The 17,378-nt window shown below is 43.4% G+C and carries 17 protein-coding genes; 14 read left to right on the top strand and 3 right to left on the bottom strand.

Features of this window, described 5'->3' with window-relative positions; translation table 11 throughout:
- The first annotated feature begins 1 nt into the window (after position 1).
- The 7 genes from QQL60_RS01155 to QQL60_RS01125 all read left to right on the top strand — a co-directional run bounded on the left by QQL60_RS01155 (position 2) and on the right by QQL60_RS01125 (position 5,631).
- Positions 2-958 (top strand): DUF58 domain-containing protein, encoded by a 957-nt coding sequence (locus QQL60_RS01155; protein WP_284722158.1) that lies wholly within the window; start codon positions 2-4, stop codon positions 956-958.
- Complete coding sequence (locus QQL60_RS01150) at positions 945-2,993, top strand: transglutaminase TgpA family protein (protein WP_284722157.1); 2,049 nt, start codon at positions 945-947, stop codon at positions 2,991-2,993. Before QQL60_RS01155 ends, QQL60_RS01150 begins: the two co-directional genes overlap by 14 nt.
- A gap of 70 nt (positions 2,994-3,063) precedes the next feature.
- Positions 3,064-3,801: a tRNA threonylcarbamoyladenosine dehydratase gene (locus QQL60_RS01145; RefSeq protein ID WP_284451802.1), complete on the top strand. Its 738-nt coding sequence runs from the start codon at positions 3,064-3,066 to the stop codon at positions 3,799-3,801.
- Positions 3,794-4,297 carry a hypothetical protein gene (locus QQL60_RS01140; protein ID WP_284722156.1) on the top strand — a complete coding sequence of 168 codons (504 nt, stop codon included), beginning with the start codon at positions 3,794-3,796 and terminating at the stop codon, positions 4,295-4,297. The genes QQL60_RS01145 and QQL60_RS01140 overlap by 8 nt, the downstream gene beginning before the upstream one ends.
- A 133-nt stretch (positions 4,298-4,430) precedes the next feature.
- The gene (locus QQL60_RS01135) at positions 4,431-4,685 is read left to right on the top strand and encodes a type II toxin-antitoxin system Phd/YefM family antitoxin (protein WP_273182408.1); all 255 of its coding nucleotides are present in this window, start codon (positions 4,431-4,433) and stop codon (positions 4,683-4,685) included.
- On the top strand, positions 4,678-4,941 hold the full coding sequence (locus QQL60_RS01130) for a Txe/YoeB family addiction module toxin (RefSeq protein ID WP_284722155.1): 264 nt from the start codon (positions 4,678-4,680) through the stop codon (positions 4,939-4,941). Before QQL60_RS01135 ends, QQL60_RS01130 begins: the two co-directional genes overlap by 8 nt.
- Before the next feature lie 195 nt (positions 4,942-5,136).
- On the top strand, positions 5,137-5,631 hold the full coding sequence (locus QQL60_RS01125; RefSeq protein ID WP_284722154.1) for an aminoacyl-tRNA deacylase: 495 nt from the start codon (positions 5,137-5,139) through the stop codon (positions 5,629-5,631).
- 73 nt (positions 5,632-5,704) lie between these two features.
- Here the strand turns inward: QQL60_RS01125 and QQL60_RS01120 are convergent, their stop codons facing one another.
- Positions 5,705-8,092, bottom strand: a complete 2,388-nt coding sequence (locus QQL60_RS01120) for a mechanosensitive ion channel domain-containing protein (protein WP_284722153.1) — start codon at positions 8,090-8,092, stop codon at positions 5,705-5,707.
- A 207-nt stretch (positions 8,093-8,299) separates the two neighbouring features.
- On the opposite strand from QQL60_RS01120, the gene QQL60_RS01115 reads away from it, so the two are divergent.
- Positions 8,300-9,517 (top strand): MFS transporter, encoded by a 1,218-nt coding sequence (locus QQL60_RS01115; protein WP_284722152.1) that lies wholly within the window; start codon positions 8,300-8,302, stop codon positions 9,515-9,517.
- Positions 9,518-9,620: 103 nt separating this feature from the next.
- Positions 9,621-10,082, top strand: coding sequence for a DUF2846 domain-containing protein (locus QQL60_RS01110; RefSeq protein ID WP_284722151.1), 462 nt, complete (start codon positions 9,621-9,623; stop codon positions 10,080-10,082).
- A gap of 56 nt (positions 10,083-10,138) precedes the next feature.
- Here QQL60_RS01110 and QQL60_RS01105 read toward each other — a convergent pair whose 3' ends face one another.
- On the bottom strand, positions 10,139-10,933 hold the full coding sequence (locus QQL60_RS01105) for an SDR family NAD(P)-dependent oxidoreductase (RefSeq protein WP_284722150.1): 795 nt from the start codon (positions 10,931-10,933) through the stop codon (positions 10,139-10,141).
- A gap of 195 nt (positions 10,934-11,128) precedes the next feature.
- Complete coding sequence (locus tag QQL60_RS01100; protein WP_007145848.1) at positions 11,129-11,929, bottom strand: response regulator; 801 nt, start codon at positions 11,927-11,929, stop codon at positions 11,129-11,131.
- Between the two features lie 260 nt (positions 11,930-12,189).
- Between QQL60_RS01100 and QQL60_RS01095 the strand changes: the two genes are divergently transcribed.
- From QQL60_RS01095 to QQL60_RS01075, 5 genes are all read left to right on the top strand, one after another.
- The gene (locus QQL60_RS01095; protein WP_284722149.1) at positions 12,190-14,160 is read left to right on the top strand and encodes a methyl-accepting chemotaxis protein; all 1,971 of its coding nucleotides are present in this window, start codon (positions 12,190-12,192) and stop codon (positions 14,158-14,160) included.
- A 149-nt stretch (positions 14,161-14,309) separates the two neighbouring features.
- Complete coding sequence (locus QQL60_RS01090; protein WP_273182421.1) at positions 14,310-15,842, top strand: bifunctional GNAT family N-acetyltransferase/carbon-nitrogen hydrolase family protein; 1,533 nt, start codon at positions 14,310-14,312, stop codon at positions 15,840-15,842.
- Positions 15,839-16,225, top strand: coding sequence for a YybH family protein (locus tag QQL60_RS01085; protein ID WP_284722148.1), 387 nt, complete (start codon positions 15,839-15,841; stop codon positions 16,223-16,225). Before QQL60_RS01090 ends, QQL60_RS01085 begins: the two co-directional genes overlap by 4 nt.
- Before the next feature lie 31 nt (positions 16,226-16,256).
- Positions 16,257-16,862: a hypothetical protein gene (locus QQL60_RS01080; RefSeq protein WP_284722147.1), complete on the top strand. Its 606-nt coding sequence runs from the start codon at positions 16,257-16,259 to the stop codon at positions 16,860-16,862.
- Entirely contained in the window at positions 16,859-17,281 is a 423-nt protein-coding gene (locus QQL60_RS01075; RefSeq protein ID WP_007145853.1) for an MAPEG family protein, read from the top strand. Before QQL60_RS01080 ends, QQL60_RS01075 begins: the two co-directional genes overlap by 4 nt.
- The last annotated feature ends 97 nt before the right edge of the window (positions 17,282-17,378 follow it).

Genomic DNA, 17,378 nt, shown 5'->3' with positions numbered 1-17,378 from the left:
CATGACTCAGCTCTGGCAGAAATGGCAGCAGCGTCAAAGGCAACGAATTTTTATCATGCCGTCAGCGTATGGTTATGCCTATGTCGTATTACTGCTAATCATGTTGCTGGGAGCGATTAACTACAATAACAGCTTGGGGTATTTACTGTGTTTTTTACTGGTCGGTCTGGGTCAGGTTGCCATGCACCACAGTCACCGCAATATCAAAGGGCTGAACGTCAATGTACAAGGGCTCGATCCTGTTTTTAGCGGCCAGCCAGCACAGTTTCGATTGACTACCACCAACCACAAACCTTATCCCAGTTATCAGCTTGAGGTGCGGCATAAAAGCAGTGCCAAGAAGTCACGTTGGCCATTTATCAAACGCTATCAATCACTGCAGTTATTAGATCTCGTTGATGGTAATAATAACCAGTCATCAACCCTGAGCATTCCAACGCAAAAGCGGGGTTGGCAGTCATTAAATACCCTCAGTCTTGTCAGTTTTTACCCTTTGGGTCTGTTTCAGTGCTGGACATTATATGAAACCACGGCTCAGGTGCTGGTTTACCCTAGCCCTAAAGGTCAAAAGCCACTTCCGATAACAAATCAGACTGGCCAGGAGTCACATCACAAAGAACAGCATGGCGAAGATGATTTTGCTGGTTTAAGACCTTATCGTGAAGGTGAAGCCCTGCATCGAGTCGCCTGGAAAGCGATGGCACGTGATGATCAGATGCGCAGTAAACAATTCTCCTCTCCACAAGGGCGAGAGCTGTTATTTCGCTGGGAGGATGTGACGGATCTGAAAGACACTGAACAAAAATTATCTCAGCTCTGCCAGTGGATTTGTCAGGCAGAACAACAAGGCGATCGTTATGGTTTGATCTTACCTCAAACCAAAGTATCGCCTTCACATGGCCCATCACATCAGCAGCATTGTTTAAAACAGTTGGCATTGTTTGATGAAAAAAGCTGATTTGTCGCCACCGCAATCTACGATAAACGCATTAATTATCGCCTTATCCATTGGTGCGATTCCGCACATCATCTACCAACCGGCGTGGGTAGGCATGATGTTTGTCATCATGATCAGCTGGCGCTTATTACATCACTGGAAAAGTTGGCCACTGCCGACAGCCAGTCGCTGGTTAAAAGTATTACATAACGGTATCGCCTTACTCACCATTGCCATACTTATCGCTCAATTTGGACTCACAATTGGTCGTGATGCAGGCGCTGCTTTGCTGACCATGATGCTGGCGTTTAAGGTCGTCGAAATACGCTCTCTACGTGACTTTTACCTCAGCTGTTTCCTGGGTTTCTTTTTAGTTATCACCAACTTTTTTTATAGCCAAAGTGTATTTATGGTGATGTTAATGCTGATTGTTGTCATCGCTCTGGGGTATTGCTTACTCAGTGTGAACAGTCAGGCAAGCGCACTCAATATCAAGCAGCGCTTATGGTTATCCAGCAAACTGGTGTTACAAGCCACACCAATGATGCTGTTTTTGTTTGTGTTATTCCCGCGAATCTCTGGCCCAATCTGGGGTTTACCACAAGATGCTAATGCAAGTCAGTCTGCTCAAATGACAGAGCAACTGACCTTAGGTGATTTACCGCCATCACAGGGAATGTCAGGCATTAATGATCAGATCCAAATGGGTAAAATCAGTCAGCTTATTCAGTCTGACGCCATCGCGTTTCGGGTGAAGTTTACTGACAATGAGCTTCCGCCAAGTGCAAAACTGTATTGGCGTGGTCCCGTTTTGTGGACAACAGATGGCACCGTCTGGTCGCCAATGACAGAAAAACAATTACAGTCACAACAACCCCATATTCAGATTTCAGGATCGTCATACCGCTATCAGATGACCTTGGAACCACACAATAAAACCTGGTTATTCGCCCTCGACTTTCCAACAGAACAGCCACAAACCCTGGCAAGCCACCTCACCAGCGATGGGCAATTAAACAGTGATAAACCGATAAAACAACGCACGCAATATTCGCTGACATCCAGCCCGTTTTATACCTTTAATGTAGCGGCAGAACCAAACCTTCATGCAGCATTACAATTACCTGAAGGCAAACATCCCCAAACACTCGCTCTGGCAAAACAATGGCAACAACAGACCGACACGCCTCAGCAGTACATCAACACTGCTTTAGCATTTTTTAAAAACGATGGGTTTGTTTATTCATTAAGCCCGCCAAGATTAAATGGCGACACTGTCGATCAGTTTTTATTCAACACCAAAGAGGGTTTCTGCGAACACTACGCTGCCAGCTTTACCGTGTTGATGCGGGCAGCAGGCATTCCAGCTCGGATTGTCACCGGCTATTTAGGCGGCGATGTTAACCCTGTAGATGATGTACTGACTGTCAGACAGCGTGATGCTCACGCCTGGACAGAAGTCTGGTTGCCGCAGCAAGGTTGGCTACGCATTGACCCTACGTCCGCAGTATCTCAACAACGAATTGAACAAGGCATTGGCCGGCTGTTACCTCCAGGCAGACAATCCCCGGCTATGCTGGGTGACAATAACCAACTCGTCGCCGCTTGGAATAGTCTGAAAAATAACTGGAATGCGTTTAATACCGCCTGGGATATGTGGGTCGTGTCATTCGGGCCAGAACGTCAGCTTGAGCTGTTATCAAAACTCGGTATGTCCAATCCCAACTGGCAAAAAATGACTGTTGTGTTGACGCTCTTATTTGTTCTGACCGGATTGGTCATGATGCTCAGCGTCTGGTTTAAACGACCGCATCACGATCCAGGGGTAGCCTTGTATCAGCGATTTTGTAAAAAGCTTGCCAGACTAGGTATAGAAAAAGCAGACCATGAGGGACCACAAGATTTCGCTCGGCGCGCGCAAGCGGCTTTACCCGAATATCACCATCAAATCGATAAAATTACCTCACTGTTTACAGCATGGCGTTACCGCCAGCAGGATCAACAGACGCTGTCTTCCTTACGTGAACAGATAAAGGCTTTTACTCCCAAGCGCTAAGTCACTTTGCCAAGCCGCGTGATTTTGCGGAAAATAGGCAGCCCTGATTCGTTGGTTTTAAGGAACACGCATGGCACATTCCAATCCCCTGTTCGAACGTACTCACATTTTGATTGGTGATGAAGGTATCGAAAAGCTGCAAAACAGCCATATTTTTCTTGCCGGTATTGGTGGTGTCGGTTCATACACAGCGGAAGCGTTAGCCAGAATGGGTGTGGGTAAAATGACACTCGTTGATCATGATGTGGTGTCAGGTTCCAATATGAATCGCCAGCTTGTTGCGCTGCGTTCTACAGTGGATGTATTAAAAGCAGACGTCATCGCGGATCGTATTAAAGATATTAACCCGGACTGCCAGGTCACCTTAATCACCGACTTTTTAACACCCGAATCTATTCCGACTGTTTTATCTCAAGGTTATGACGTCGTCATTGACGCCATCGACAGCTTGAGCAGTAAAGCCGCATTACTGGAAACTGCATGGCGTAATGAAATGACCGTATTTGCCAGCATGGGTGCCGGCGGAAAACTCGATCCCACCCAGGTCAAAACCGGTGATTTAATGGACACCTCCATTTGTAAACTCGCCAAACACCTGCGTGGACAACTACGCAAACGTGGTGTTGGCAGAGGTATTCAAACGGTTTACTCACTGGAAGCCCCTCTTCCTCCGCTACCACCGGAACCGGTTAGTCGTGGTCGGGCGCGAGCAGTGAATGGCACGGTGAGTTATATGCCATCTATCTTTGGGTTAACGCTGGCAGGCCTTGTTATCAATCACATCATCGGTGACTCACGACGTGTCTGATCCGACTGATGTGATTAACTGCAACGAGTTTATGTTGCAGCAACTACAGAATTTACTCAGCCAATACGGCTTGAAAATAGAAAAAATCTCAGCCGACGAAGCGATTCCTGGCAGCTTTTTTGGTGAACGTGAAGCGGGTTTAATTGGCAATAAACTTATCGTCCGTTCAGATACACCGGTTCATTCTGTCTTGCATGAAGCGGGGCACTATATCTGTATGGACCCAGAGCGTCGAGCCAACTTACATACTGATGCTGAAGGTGACTACGACGAAGAAAACGGCGTCTGTTATCTGCAAATTCTGTTAGCCGGTCATATCCAGCAAATGGGCCGGGCTCGTATGCTCAGAGATATGGATCGCTGGGGTTACAGCTTTCGTCTAGGCAGTGCCAAAGCCTGGTTTGAACAAGATGCTGATGATGCACGGCAATGGTTACAACACTTCAATATTATTGATTCAGAGCAACAACTCACCGGGCTCGTTCGTAACAGATAATCATTGAACCCCTCCCTGTTTTCTTTTTATATATCAGTCCTTTTCGCCAAGACATAGAGTTGAACAACTTTCTGTACATGTATTACATTGCCACCCATACTTGTCCAATAAGTTGTACATCTTAAGGTGTGATATGAAAGTTGTTTCTTTTACCGAAGCACGTAATAGCTTGAAGGCTGTTTTAGATCGGGTTATCAATGACGCCGACACCACAGTTATTACACGTCGAGACTCTCAGGATGCGGTGGTGATGTCATTAGATTATTACAATAGCCTAATGGAAACCGTTCATTTACTTCGTTCACCCGCAAACGTTGAGCATCTGAATAAATCCATTGCCCAGTATAGACAGGGAAAAGCGATACAACGGGAACTACTGGATGAGTAAACGACTGCTGACATGGACAGATGAAGCATCGAGTGGCTATTTGTATTGGCAGACACAAGACAAAAAAACACTGAAACGAATCAATAATTTGATTGCTTATATTAAACGCTCCCCATTTGAAGGTATCGGTAAACCTGAGGCGTTAAAAGAAAATTTATCTGGCTTTTGGTCACGGCGAATTGATGACATAAATAGATTAGTCTATGCCGTGGATGACGACGCAATCATCATTATTTCCTGCCGTTATCATTATTAAGGTCATATCGAAAAGAAAATCATGCATCGTTGGGTTTCGCTAGCGCTCTACCCAACCTACACAATAAAAAAATTCTCTTTCGTAGGTTGGGTTGAAGCATGAAACCCAACAAATACAACTACTTCAAAAATCTCATTTTCACTGTACACTGACCACTAAAATCAAAACTTAATTAAGGCTTTTACAGGAGGCACAATGAGTACGCCGATTTCTTCTCCCGTCACTGATTTACTTGAAGCTCAAGGTATTACGTTTGAAGTGATTGAAATCCCCTTAACCGAAGATAAAAAACCAGTGCGTAATCTGGAAGAACTGTTAAGCAGTCAGGGACATGATCCGAAGTCTGTGGTGCGTAGTCTGCTGTTTAAAACCGGTTCTGATAATTATGTGCTGCTGGCCGTCGCCGGAGGTGGTCGTGCAGATTGGGGCATATTAAGAAAACACCTGGAAGAACGAAAACTGCGTATGGCCGAGTTTGATGAAGTGCCAGAAGCGACTGGCTACGTGGTGGGTGCTGTGCCACCGATTGCTTTACCTGATAGCGTGACAGTGTTACTCGATGAGAGCGTGACTCAGTTTGATAATGTGGTGATTGGCAGTGGCGTATTAGGTTACGCTTTAGGCTTAACTTCAGCCTACTTACAAAAAGTCATGGCCGATGTCGATCGCGGCACCTTTGTTAAAGAATAAATACGTGTATCGATAAAGAAAAAGGGCTGGCATCTTTCAATGTCAGCCCTTTTTTATGGCTTAAACCTTAAACTCAATCTGCGTCGTCAAAGTCCCCTTTCCGGGTGGGATTGGGTTTAGCCGACTTTGAACGTTTCTCGGCTTTTTCATGATGCGAGTCTGAATGCTGTTGATGATCAGATTCATCATTAAACAGCTCTTTCACTTCCACCTCATTCACCATACGCAGTGGCGCCGCAGGCGCTTTACCCTGTTTGTCCTCACCAAAGTATAGAGTGAGATGTGGGAATGGAATTTCGATACCCGCCGCATCCAGATGACGTTTCACCAAACGGTTATAGGCACGACCGATACTCCACTGACTGCCCGGTAAGGTTTTGATTCTGACACGCACATTGACTGAACTATCTGCCAGAGCAGTGACCCCATGTACTTCCAGTTCTTCTGTCAGGATTTGTGAACGATTAGCATCATCCGACATCAACTCAGCAAAGGCTTCACGTAATTTAACGATCACTTCATCCGTATCTTCACGATAGGCCACACCATACTCACCCACATGGTATGCAAACTCACGCATATAGTTAGATACCGTGCCGACAGATGAGAACGGAATAATATGGAAAGTGCCCGACAAATCACGTAAGCCTAAAGAACGAATGGTCAGTTTTTCTGCTACACCGGTAATACCATCAGCAGTGACCACATCTCCGGTATTTATCGCATTCTCTAACTGGATAAATATTCCGGTAATCACATCCTGCACCAGCTTCTGGGCACCAAAGCCAATCGCTAAGCCCATTACACCTGCACCAGCAATCAAAGGACCGATATTGATACCAATTTCAGACAGCACAATCATCGTCGTCATCACAATAATGGTGATAGCAATGGCATTTCTGAAAATGGTAAGTAAGGTTTTCTCTCTGGCGCTCGGCATGCGACCGCTTTCTTCCGGATTCAAGCGGTGTTCTATCCAGCTTGCCAACACGATCCAGGTCAACATGGCCACCGCAATAATGAAGAAAATCGAAATGGCTGAGGTAATCACGTGCATACCAACTGGTGAGGCAAGCCATGCAGCTAAATTAACGATGCCCCACGCATCCAGAATTGTGCTGATAATGAGCAGTACAACAATCAGTTTGAACACTTTGAATACCCGAGGCAGTTGCTCGTTTATTCGTGCCTCTGCATTGGCTAAGTGCTGGTTGAGGATATAAGGCAGTCTGATGCTATAGCTCGCTGCCATATCCAGTAAAGCGATAATCCCCATACCTACTAATGCAGCGATCACCGTTTTCAGTGTGGCTAATAATATGATGGGTAAGGCTTCTTCAGAATTAACGAGTAAACCTGCACCCAGCACTAAAAAGTAGGCAATGGCAAACCAATGCCAAGTTTTCGCCAACACGCGGAGGGTGACATCATTCACGCCAAAATGACTATGTTTTGCTGTAGCAATCAACTGCTCTCTCACTCTGTTTTTATTACGCAAAACCACACTTAATGCAAAAATCACCGTAAACAGAACAATAAACAAATTCGCTAATTGACTCAGGCTTTCTGAAATTGACATGGCAAGGAATGGCACGATAAACAACGTGCCATAACCCACCAATGAGACGATTGTTGAAAAGAAGCTAGACCAGTAACGCGCTGTTTCCGAGGACAGACTTAGTAAACGTAACCCTTCGTTTCTGGACGCAAAGATCGCTCTGATAACAACTTTGGTTAATTCCACTGCCAGGAAAATATTCAAGAATAAGGTTTCAGAAACCGCGATTTCACCCATTTTTCCGACACCCAACAGAGCCACGCCGTATCCGGCAAGCCACGCAAATGCAACTACGGCGACATCCACTACGGTAGCGATGATGACCGCGGTGACTTTGATAACCAGCGCATGGGTATTGTGTTCACGTAAGGCAAATTGATTGGTACTACGGAAGATGATTCGGGCCAGTAAGCGAAACAAAATAAAACTGGCAATGGTGGCAGCCGCGACAATCGCCACTGAGATTAAATCCGAGAACCAGCCTTTAGTGGTTTTATCTGTGCCATGCCAGATTGAAGTCAGTGCCTGCCAACTTCCTGTTAACGTCGACATCATGGTTTGCACAACGGTCTGACTTTTTTCAGCGATGGCTGCAGCAAACGAATCATCTACTTTCTTTTCAGATGCTTTTGCTTTCTCAGCAGATGAAGTTTCAGTGCTCGTTTTATCCGCATTTTCGGATAAACCTTTTAGCTCTTTGATCAACTTATCGCGAGAATCAGGATTTTCGATAATATTCGCTAAACTTCGATATACATCTGCTTGAGATTCACTGCCAGATGAAGCTTGTGCTTCCTGTGCTGCGGTATTTGCCATTGTGATGGCAGGTAATGAAACCGCTATCGTGAAAATAAAAAGAAATAAGAATTTTGTTAGAGAATTCGTTATTAAAACGTTTGGCACAAAGCACTCCCAAATTAGGCCAGATTAAATATTGTGAAAAAGATAATGGTACGCAACCATACCAAGTTAGCAAAGCACACACAAATTACTACATATGAATGACAGTGAATAAATCGTGATGATTCCATCGCCTGTCACACTGGTAGAATAACCCTACTCTTTGTCAAAGACCATGACTAACCAGACGCATTTCAAATAGGAATTATTATGGATTCTGATATCCGACTCAGCTACGCCGGATTGTTAAAAAATCATTTTGGATTGATTGCAGCAGCCTACCTGGCGGTTTTTACCGGTAATCTGGGACAAAGCTTTTTTATTGGCCTGTTCAGGACCGATATCAGTGAATATCTCAATATCTCTGCCGGTGAATTTGGATCACTCTATGCTGTCATTACCATGATAAGTGGTTTTCTGGTGATGCATTTTGGTCCCAAGATTGACTGGATAGCTCCCCGGCGTTACGTGCTGAGCGTACTTACTGCACTGACCATAGGCGTATTAATGCTCACCCTTTCTCCCTGGTGGGGCTTATGTATTTTCGGGCTGGGTCTACAACGTTTATGTGGTCAGGGCTTAATGACTCACTTTGGCAGCACCCTTGCCGGACGCGAATTTAAAACCAATCGTGGTAAAGCCCTAGGACTTGTCACTTTAGGCATGCCTACCGGTGAAATTATCTTACCGCCCATTATCGCTTTGATGGCCGTCAGCTACAGCTGGCAACAAGTCTGGTGGAGTATTCTAGCTGTGCTAATTGTGCTGTGGGTGTTACTGATTCTATTTGTTGACTGGCCACCAGCTCCGCGTCAAAAGCATGAAAACAAACAACATAAAGACGCTGGGCCCAGCCCGACTCGCGATCTGCGTTTCTGGTTATTGCTACCGATGCTGATGGTATTGCCTATTACCCTGACCGGTATTTTTATCTATCAGGCTCAGATGACTCTCGACTTATTAGCCAGCCCAACCACTTATGCACTGGCGTTAACTGGTCTCGGTATTGCTCGATTCCCAGGTGCATTATTAGGTGGTCGCTGGATTGATGAATACGGTGCCACCACACTCGCCAAACTTTATTTAGTGCCATTTGCTTTGGCCTTATTATTTGCAGCGACCATCGGAGGTGATATCGGGATCTGGGTATTAATGCTCGGTGCGGGCACCGCTCTGGGTATGTCCTCCCCTATCGGTGATACCTTATTAGTTCGGCTGTGGGGACGTGATCACCTGGGTCAGGTACGATCATTAAAATCCGCCTTTTTAGTGTTTTCTACCGGTATCGCACCGGCATTTTTGGGTTTTATGATCGATGCCGGCGTGACCTTTCAGAGCATCCTATTGGGCATGCTGACTTTCTTAGTCATCGCCTGGGTACTGGCACAAGGGCCCATTAGAGAAGCGCATCAGATTACTGAGATATAATTTTTTTCATTCTACAGATTTTCCGTTATTATCAAATCAACCTTAAATTACTTACGTTATATAAGGTTATTTTTCCATTTAAATTTAAAAACAAGGAAAGTAGATGAAAAAAGTATTATTTGCTGCTGTTTTGGTAGCAGTAACATTCCTATCTGGTTGCGCTTCTGTTCCAATGGAAAGCAAAGAAAATACAGAACTGGCAAAACAATTCAACACTCCCTCAGAAGGTAATTCAGGCTTGTATGTTTATCGCTCAGGCAGCTTTGGTGGTGCACTTAAAAAAGATGTTTGGGTAGATGGAGATTGTCTGGGTGAGACTGCACCAGATATGTTCTTTTACAAAGAAGTAAAAGGTAATGAGCAGCATAAAATTGCTACCGAATCAGAGTTTTCACCTAACGACTTGTTGTTGGATACAGAAACCGGTAAAAATTATTTCATTAGACAATATATGAAAATAGGTGTTTTTGTGGGTGGTGCCGGTGTAGAACTTGTTGATGAAGAAAAGGGCAAAAAAGACATTAGCTCTTTAAACATGGCAAAAACAGGAACATGCAGTAAATAATATTAAAAACCAATGAGAGATATCACTTCTCTCATTGGTTTGACTATTACTTCTTTCTAAGGGCAGGTATAACCACCATCAATCACCAAGTCTGTGCCAGTCATAAATGATGATTCATCAGAGGCCAGAAAAATCGTGCCGTAAGCGATTTCCTGAGGTTTACCAAAGCGTTTCATCGGCACCATTGAGATAAGCGGTTCCCATTCCTCTTTTGGCACACTGCTTTCAAATAAGTTGGTGTCAAACATCCCCGGACAAATCGCATTGACGCGGATATTGTCACCGACAAACTCCATTGCCGCGGATTTAGTCATTAAACGCACAGCACCTTTTGTGCTCTGGTAAGCGGTTGAAACACCGGCCCCAGCAATACCGTAAATGGAAGCAAAGTTGACTATCGAACCACCACCAGCACGTTTCATCGCTGGTACGGCGGCTTTCATGCCTAATAAAACACCTAGCTGATTGATATTCACTATCTGGTAAAACTTCTCGACGGTGTGTTCTAATAAGCCCGCGTGATAATAAATCCCGGCATTATTCACCAGCACATCCAGACGACCAAAGTACTTTTCGGTTTCAGCTACTGCATCAATCCAGTCTTGCTCCTGAGTAACATCAAGTGCGACAGCAATCGCTTCACCGCCATTCTGGTTTATTTCTTCAACCAGATTAACGGTCTTTTTCCAGAGGGCATCAGCAGGTTGTTCATCAGCAATGATCGGATCTTGCTTTAAGTTAGCAGCAACAATTTTTGCCCCTTCTTTTGCCATCATCCGAACCTGCTCACTACCCAGCCCACCACCCGCACCTGTGATTAAAATGACTTTATTGTCTAATCTACCCGCCATTATCGTTTCCTCTAATCTTTTTAAATAATGAAAAACAATGGAATTACATTGCTTGTTGGAAACATGGTATGAGCGAAAAAAAAGTGCCGCAAGACGGCACTTTTCAGAGACTTAGTTACTTAAAAGTAACCTATGGAATCGATTCAGAACGAGTTTTTTATCTAAGCCAAGAAAAAGACTGATGTGGCAGATAAATTAATCCGCATCAAACACCCTGACTAATAATTGGCGTATTGCTTCCGGTTCAAAGGGTTTATCACAAATGGCGGTGACACCTGCGGCTTTCACTTCACCCAAACGGGCAGCATCGTCATCACTGGTGACCATGATAATGGGAATAAACGCATTATTAAGTTCGTTACGCACATATTCCACTAATTGTTTGCCATCCATATTGGGCATATTCAAGTCGGTAAAAATAAGATCAAACTCATTATTTTTAACGGCTTCTGCCCCCTGCTTGCCATCATTCGCCTTGGAGATATCACTCATCCCCAGATTTTTTAACACACGAGTAATGTGGTTTCGGGCAGTCAGGCTATCGTCAACGACCAGCACTTTAAGTGCTGTAATATCATAGTTATCTAACTCAAGCCTGGCAGGTTCCATGAAGTCAATGGTGGTTGCCAGGGCTTTTTCTAAATCATGACTATCGAAAGGTTTTGGCAGCAGTGCCACAATTCCAGCTTGGCGAACATCGTCTAATTCTTCAAAACGGGTTTCACTAGAGACCAGCATAAAGTGAATATTGGTTTCACTTTTGATCTTACGAGCTAATGCAATCAGTTTTGCTGCATCCATATCCGGTAAATGCAAAGCACTAATCACCAGATCTGGCGGGTATTGCATCATGATTTTTAACGCTTCCATACCGGAAGCCACACCCTCAATGTTATATACACCGGCCTGTTGCAGGTGGGTGACAATAATTTTCCGTTGGGTTGAAGATGGCTCTACTAGAACAATCGACAAATCCGACAAACTCACTGAAGCCATAGTCCAACTCCGTTGTTATAAAACAGGCTAAGCCTAATATAGCAAGAAGAAACAAAGCTTCATAATCTAAAGTCGCGATTGTGCTTGTAGATTAATAGCAGTCAACTTTAATACTTTTCTCCTAACTATTAGCTAGTTAGCTTTGGATTAACAAAACTCATCATTAAATTACTAAATTTTCATTTTTTAAGGTCGTTAAGGATTAAAGGTAGTTATGAACCATGTCTTGCCAACTGCAGACGTTTTCTCGAGGAGTAAATATGAGCATAGGAAACATTTATCACAATGCATCAGTGATGAAAAAATCGATGATTCCACCTGCTGTCATGACTGTGATGCTCACTATCCTACTCATCGTCATCACAACAAACCTCAAAACTGTCTCTAATAACATTGATAATGTTGTTTACAACTTAGCACCGGATACGGATTTAGCTGCCCAAATCATGAACAAAGTGAATGAGAAAAGGCTGCAGGTGAAAAACTATATCAAGACTTCCGATAACAGTAATGTAGAAAAATTTAAGACGATAGCTGACGAATTACAACAGCTTATTACTACGGCTCAGGCAGAGATTAAAGCACCAGATCGCGTCAAGCTGATTAATGAAATTGATGAATTAAACAGTCGTTATGATGAGGCTTTTCATAATGATGTTGTCGCTAACATGTCCATCAGAAATAACATCGTTTATGACAACTTAAATAAAAATGGGAAGTTAGCTGAAAAAAGTTTAGATGGCATACTGAATTCTGCCCACGATAACTATGATATCGAAGCCACTTTTTATGCAGGGGAAACACTTAAGTCTTTTTTATTATCTCGACTCTATGTCTTCAAATATTTAGATACCAATAGTATTGATGATAACAACCTGGCTCAAAAAGAACTTGAATCCACCCAACAATGGTTAGAAGAATTACTCGCCAACACAATAGACAATCAAAGCTTGCAGTCTGCCCGTGAAGCAGCCATAAAAATCGAAGCGTATAAAAACGGTTTTATCGAATTAGTGGCAGCTATTACAAAAAGAAACAATGCTATCAATAATGTGTTGGACACAAATGGCCCTATCATTTCCAGTAAAACGCAGGCTCTGAAAGACAGTGTGTTTAAGTCAATGATTGAGCAGGGAGAACAGGCAAAAACCAATATCATCAAAACAGAGCGCTTTAGCTACCTTGTCTATGCCATTGCGGCTATCGCTGGCATATTTATTTCTTTCAAACTCGCGCAGGGCATCGTTAACCCCATTGAAAAAATGAAAGGCGTTATGGACAAAGTGGCTGATGGTAACCTGACCCTACGTATCGATATTGATAACAAGGATGAGCTGGGTCAGTTTGCGGATAATTTCAATCAATTTGTCGCCCAATTAGAACAACTGATAAGAGAAATTGCACTGGCAACTGAACATCTATCTACTGCTGCTGAAGAAACCTCCAGTGTGACAAGAGATTCCACACAAAACATCCTTAAACAGCAAAATGAAACCAGTCTGGTCGCCACCGCCATTAATGAAATGACAGCCACTGTTCGTGAAGTCGCCACCAATACGGAACAGGCTTCTCTAGCCGCATCCAATGGTGATCGCGAAGTTCGCTCAGGTCAGCTGGTTATCAAACAGATGGTGGAATCTATCGGGCGTTTAGTGAATGAAATTGAGGATTCATCGGGGGTTATTCAAACGCTCAAAACAGGTAGTGTCAACATTGAAACAGTGTTAGACGTGATTAAAAGCATCGCCGAACAAACGAATTTACTGGCATTGAATGCCGCTATAGAAGCTGCTCGTGCTGGAGAACAAGGCAGAGGCTTTGCTGTTGTTGCAGATGAGGTTCGCTCACTGGCACAAAAGACACAAGAATCAACATTGGAAATTGAACAGCTTATCGCCACATTACAGTCCAATGCTGACGACGCAGTTAACTCAATGAATTCCAATAAGCTCAGCGTCAGTGCTTTGGCTGAGAAAACCAGCCAGGCAACCGAATCATTGAATAGCATCACTTCTGTCGTTTCATCCATCACTGAAATGAATGCTCAAATCGCCACAGCAGCTGAAGAGCAAAGCTACGTTGTCGAGGAAGTGAACAACAACGTCCACAATATTCAGATTATTTCAGAGAGTAATGCCACGGCTTCTCAACAAATATCATCAGCCAATAATGAAATTGCAGACTTAAGTGCCAAACTCAAAATTCAGGTAATGCGATTCCAGGTTTCCTAACTTATAAAGATGATCCAGCCAGTCTCTTTAAAGAGGCTGGCTATTTTTTTACTTTCCAACCCCTCATTTTCCTGTCAAATTTTTCACACTGACTTTTATATTATTAGTGACTCACCTATGCTGTATGTGTCAACTGATAAAGGAACCTTATGCCTGAAGATCTGCACATCAAGATTCGTAACTTGGAAAAATCCGATTATCCCCAACTCAAATTATTGATGGATAAAATTTACGATGATATTGGTGGCGCCTGGCCAGAACATACTATTTTCAAACTGATTGATGACTTACCTGAAGGCCAGATTTGTATTATCGATCACGACACCATTATCGGTGTGGCCTTGTCGGTACAAGTGAACTATCAACGTTTCAGTAATCCGCATACCTACGATGATTTAATCAGTAAAAAAGAAACCATTCTGAATAATAAAAATGGTGACGCTCTATATGGGCTGGATGTACTAATTCATCCAGATTATCGGGGTTACCGCCTAGGCCGTCGTTTATACGAAGCAAGAAAAGAGCTGTGTCGCCAACATAATCTTAGAGCCATTCTGGCCGGTGGCCGTATTCCAAATTATCACCAGTATGCTGACGAAATGACGCCTGCCGAGTATTTTGAGGCCGTCAAAAACAAACGTATTTATGATCCCATTCTCACCTTTCAGTTATCGAATGACTTTCAGGTGACGCGTTTATTAAAGCAATACCTGCCTGAAGACGAAAAATCTCAGGGTTACGCGACGTTACTGGAGTGGCGCAACATTTTTTATGAACCGGAAAGTACCGTTATTGAGACCCGGAAAACTCAGGTTCGTATCGGCGCGATTCAGTGGCAGATGCGTGAAGTCGAGTCTGTTGAAGAATTGTTAAGTCAGGTCGAATATTTCATTGATGCCTTATCCAGCTATAAAAGCGACTTTGCCCTGTTTCCTGAGTTTTTCAACTCTCCATTAATGGGACTTAGCCCCGATCAACGCAATCAAACCGAAGCGATTCGTTTTTTAGCCAGCTTTACTGAACGTTTTAAAACAGAAATGTCGCAAATGGCAGTGAGCTATAACATCAATATCATCACCGGCTCCATGCCATTATTGGAGGACGATGTTCTCTATAATGTTAGCTATCTGTGCCGTCGCGATGGCACGATTGAACGACAAACCAAAGTTCATATCACCCCACATGAACGTCGTGACTGGGTGATTGAAGGCGGTGATCAATTACAAGTCTTTGAAACCGATGCAGGTCGTGTTGGCATATTGATTTGTTATGACGTCGAATTTCCTGAGCTGGCTCGTTTATTGGCACAACAGGATATGGATATTCTTTTTGTACCGTATTGGACTGATACCAAAAATGGTTATCTTCGGGTACGTCACTGTGCCCAGGCTCGCGCCATTGAAAATGAATGTTATGTAGTCATTTGTGGCAGTTGCGGCAACTTGCCTCAGGTAGAAAATTTGGATGTGCAATATTCTCAGGCGGCGGTGTTCTCCCCTTCTGATTTTTCCTATCCTCACGATGCCGTGATGGCTGAAACAACTCCAAATACCGAGATGATTATGTTCTCTGATCTGGACTTGGATAAACTCAAACTGACTCGCAGTGAGGGCTCAGTAAATAACCTAAAAGACCGACGAACTGAACTCTACACACTAAAGTGGAACGGCAAAACTAAATGACAGAGCATCCAATCATCAGTCAGATCAAAGCAGCAGACGAAGCCATCATCGCAGAAGACTTCGATACATTATTAGATATTTACACTGACGATGCGCTGCTAGTGGTACAACCCGGCATGAATGCGATCGGCAAAGCTCAGATCCGTCAGGCATTTGAGAAGATTGTTGTTTATTTTCAACATGGTTTACAGATAAAACAGGCGGCATTAGAAATTTTAGAAACCGGTGATAGCGCTCTGGTACTAGCCAATACCATTATCTCTGCACCTGGTGCTGAACCGACCACAAGACAAGCGACATATGTCTTTGTCAAAAACAGCGATGATATCTGGCGATGTGCTATTGATAACTCTTATGGACATGCCATTCTTCAGAACAAATAAAAACAGTGTTAATCATGAATACGAGGCTAAAATGGAATTAGAAACACAAACAGCTCATATCGCTATGGAAACGGATATTGACCCTGCTGCTGGAGATCAAGCCTACTTTTCTGTATCCACCACCAAGCTGAAATGGCTTTATCTCGCCACATTTGGTTTATATGGTATCTATTGGTTTTATAAAAACTGGAAACTTCAGCAGCCTTTTATCGATGGCAAAATTATGCCGGTGATGCGTGGCATATTTTCTATTTTTTTCACTCATGCATTAACTAAACGCATCAAACAGAGTATGTTGCGCCAAGACATTCCGGAGAATAAACATTTAGGTTTTCTCGCAACCATGTTTGTCTTACTGGTCATTCTTGGCAACCTCGCAAGCACCTTAGCTGATAATCATGTGGTACCTGAATATTTCAATATTATCTGGCTGGTATTGTTTTACCTGAGTGTTTACCCATTGATTGAGCTACAAGACAAAATCAATATGCTTAAGGACGACCCGATTGGCGCCATTAACTCACGCTACGACTGGCGAGGCTATGCCGCCTTATTCATAGGGGGGCGTACTGTGGCTGTTGGCTATCCTTGGTGCAGTTGCCTTAATCGCACAAAACTAAAAGGAGACATATTGTGACATTAGAAAACGTATACCACATCGCATTTACCGGTTTATTTATCATCTTGTTAACGCTGTTAGTGCAATGGTTTATTGCCAGTAAGACCAAAGCCTCACAACCGGGTGCCATTCCAGGAAAAATTGATGAACACTTGAGTCATTCCTCATTTGTGTTCCGTGCCCACCGCACCTTTATGAACTCACTGGAAAACCTGCCTTTGATGCTTGGAACATCATTTATGGCAATTCTTATTGGCGCCAATGCTCTATGGACGGGGATTTTTATCTGGGTATTTGCCATCGCACGAATTATCCATATGGCCTTATATTACAAAATTGCCACTGAAAAAAACCCCAGCCCAAGAACAGTATTTTTCATGATTGGTTTACTGGCAAATATCGCACTATTAGTCCTGTGCGCCATCACACTTTTATAATGTTGTGTTGATTTAAAAAATCCAAAATTAACCAAAGTTAAAAACACCATTCTCGACAAAATATAAAATATTGGTAATCATTTAACGACAATACCAA

Origin of the sequence: Methylophaga thalassica (assembly GCF_030159795.1) — a bacterium.
Lineage (GTDB): Bacteria > Pseudomonadota > Gammaproteobacteria > Nitrosococcales > Methylophagaceae > Methylophaga > Methylophaga thalassica.
This window is presented reverse-complemented; position numbering and strand designations above follow the sequence as displayed.

What these genes read in the sequence shown, in the direction of transcription:
- QQL60_RS01100 (WP_007145848.1), bottom strand. Translation starts at nt 11,929, where the DNA reads ATGGCTTCAGTGAGTTTGTCGGATTTGTCGATTGTTCTAGTAGAGCCA.
- QQL60_RS01155 (WP_284722158.1), top strand. Translation starts at nt 2, where the DNA reads ATGACTCAGCTCTGGCAGAAATGGCAGCAGCGTCAAAGGCAACGAATT.
- QQL60_RS01145 (WP_284451802.1), top strand. Translation starts at nt 3,064, where the DNA reads ATGGCACATTCCAATCCCCTGTTCGAACGTACTCACATTTTGATTGGT.
- QQL60_RS01080 (WP_284722147.1), top strand. Translation starts at nt 16,257, where the DNA reads ATGGAATTAGAAACACAAACAGCTCATATCGCTATGGAAACGGATATT.
- QQL60_RS01085 (WP_284722148.1), top strand. Translation starts at nt 15,839, where the DNA reads ATGACAGAGCATCCAATCATCAGTCAGATCAAAGCAGCAGACGAAGCC.
- QQL60_RS01135 (WP_273182408.1), top strand. Translation starts at nt 4,431, where the DNA reads ATGAAAGTTGTTTCTTTTACCGAAGCACGTAATAGCTTGAAGGCTGTT.
- QQL60_RS01105 (WP_284722150.1), bottom strand. Translation starts at nt 10,933, where the DNA reads ATGGCGGGTAGATTAGACAATAAAGTCATTTTAATCACAGGTGCGGGT.
- QQL60_RS01150 (WP_284722157.1), top strand. Translation starts at nt 945, where the DNA reads ATGAAAAAAGCTGATTTGTCGCCACCGCAATCTACGATAAACGCATTA.
- QQL60_RS01125 (WP_284722154.1), top strand. Translation starts at nt 5,137, where the DNA reads ATGAGTACGCCGATTTCTTCTCCCGTCACTGATTTACTTGAAGCTCAA.
- QQL60_RS01115 (WP_284722152.1), top strand. Translation starts at nt 8,300, where the DNA reads ATGGATTCTGATATCCGACTCAGCTACGCCGGATTGTTAAAAAATCAT.
- QQL60_RS01110 (WP_284722151.1), top strand. Translation starts at nt 9,621, where the DNA reads ATGAAAAAAGTATTATTTGCTGCTGTTTTGGTAGCAGTAACATTCCTA.
- QQL60_RS01095 (WP_284722149.1), top strand. Translation starts at nt 12,190, where the DNA reads ATGAGCATAGGAAACATTTATCACAATGCATCAGTGATGAAAAAATCG.
- QQL60_RS01130 (WP_284722155.1), top strand. Translation starts at nt 4,678, where the DNA reads ATGAGTAAACGACTGCTGACATGGACAGATGAAGCATCGAGTGGCTAT.
- QQL60_RS01090 (WP_273182421.1), top strand. Translation starts at nt 14,310, where the DNA reads ATGCCTGAAGATCTGCACATCAAGATTCGTAACTTGGAAAAATCCGAT.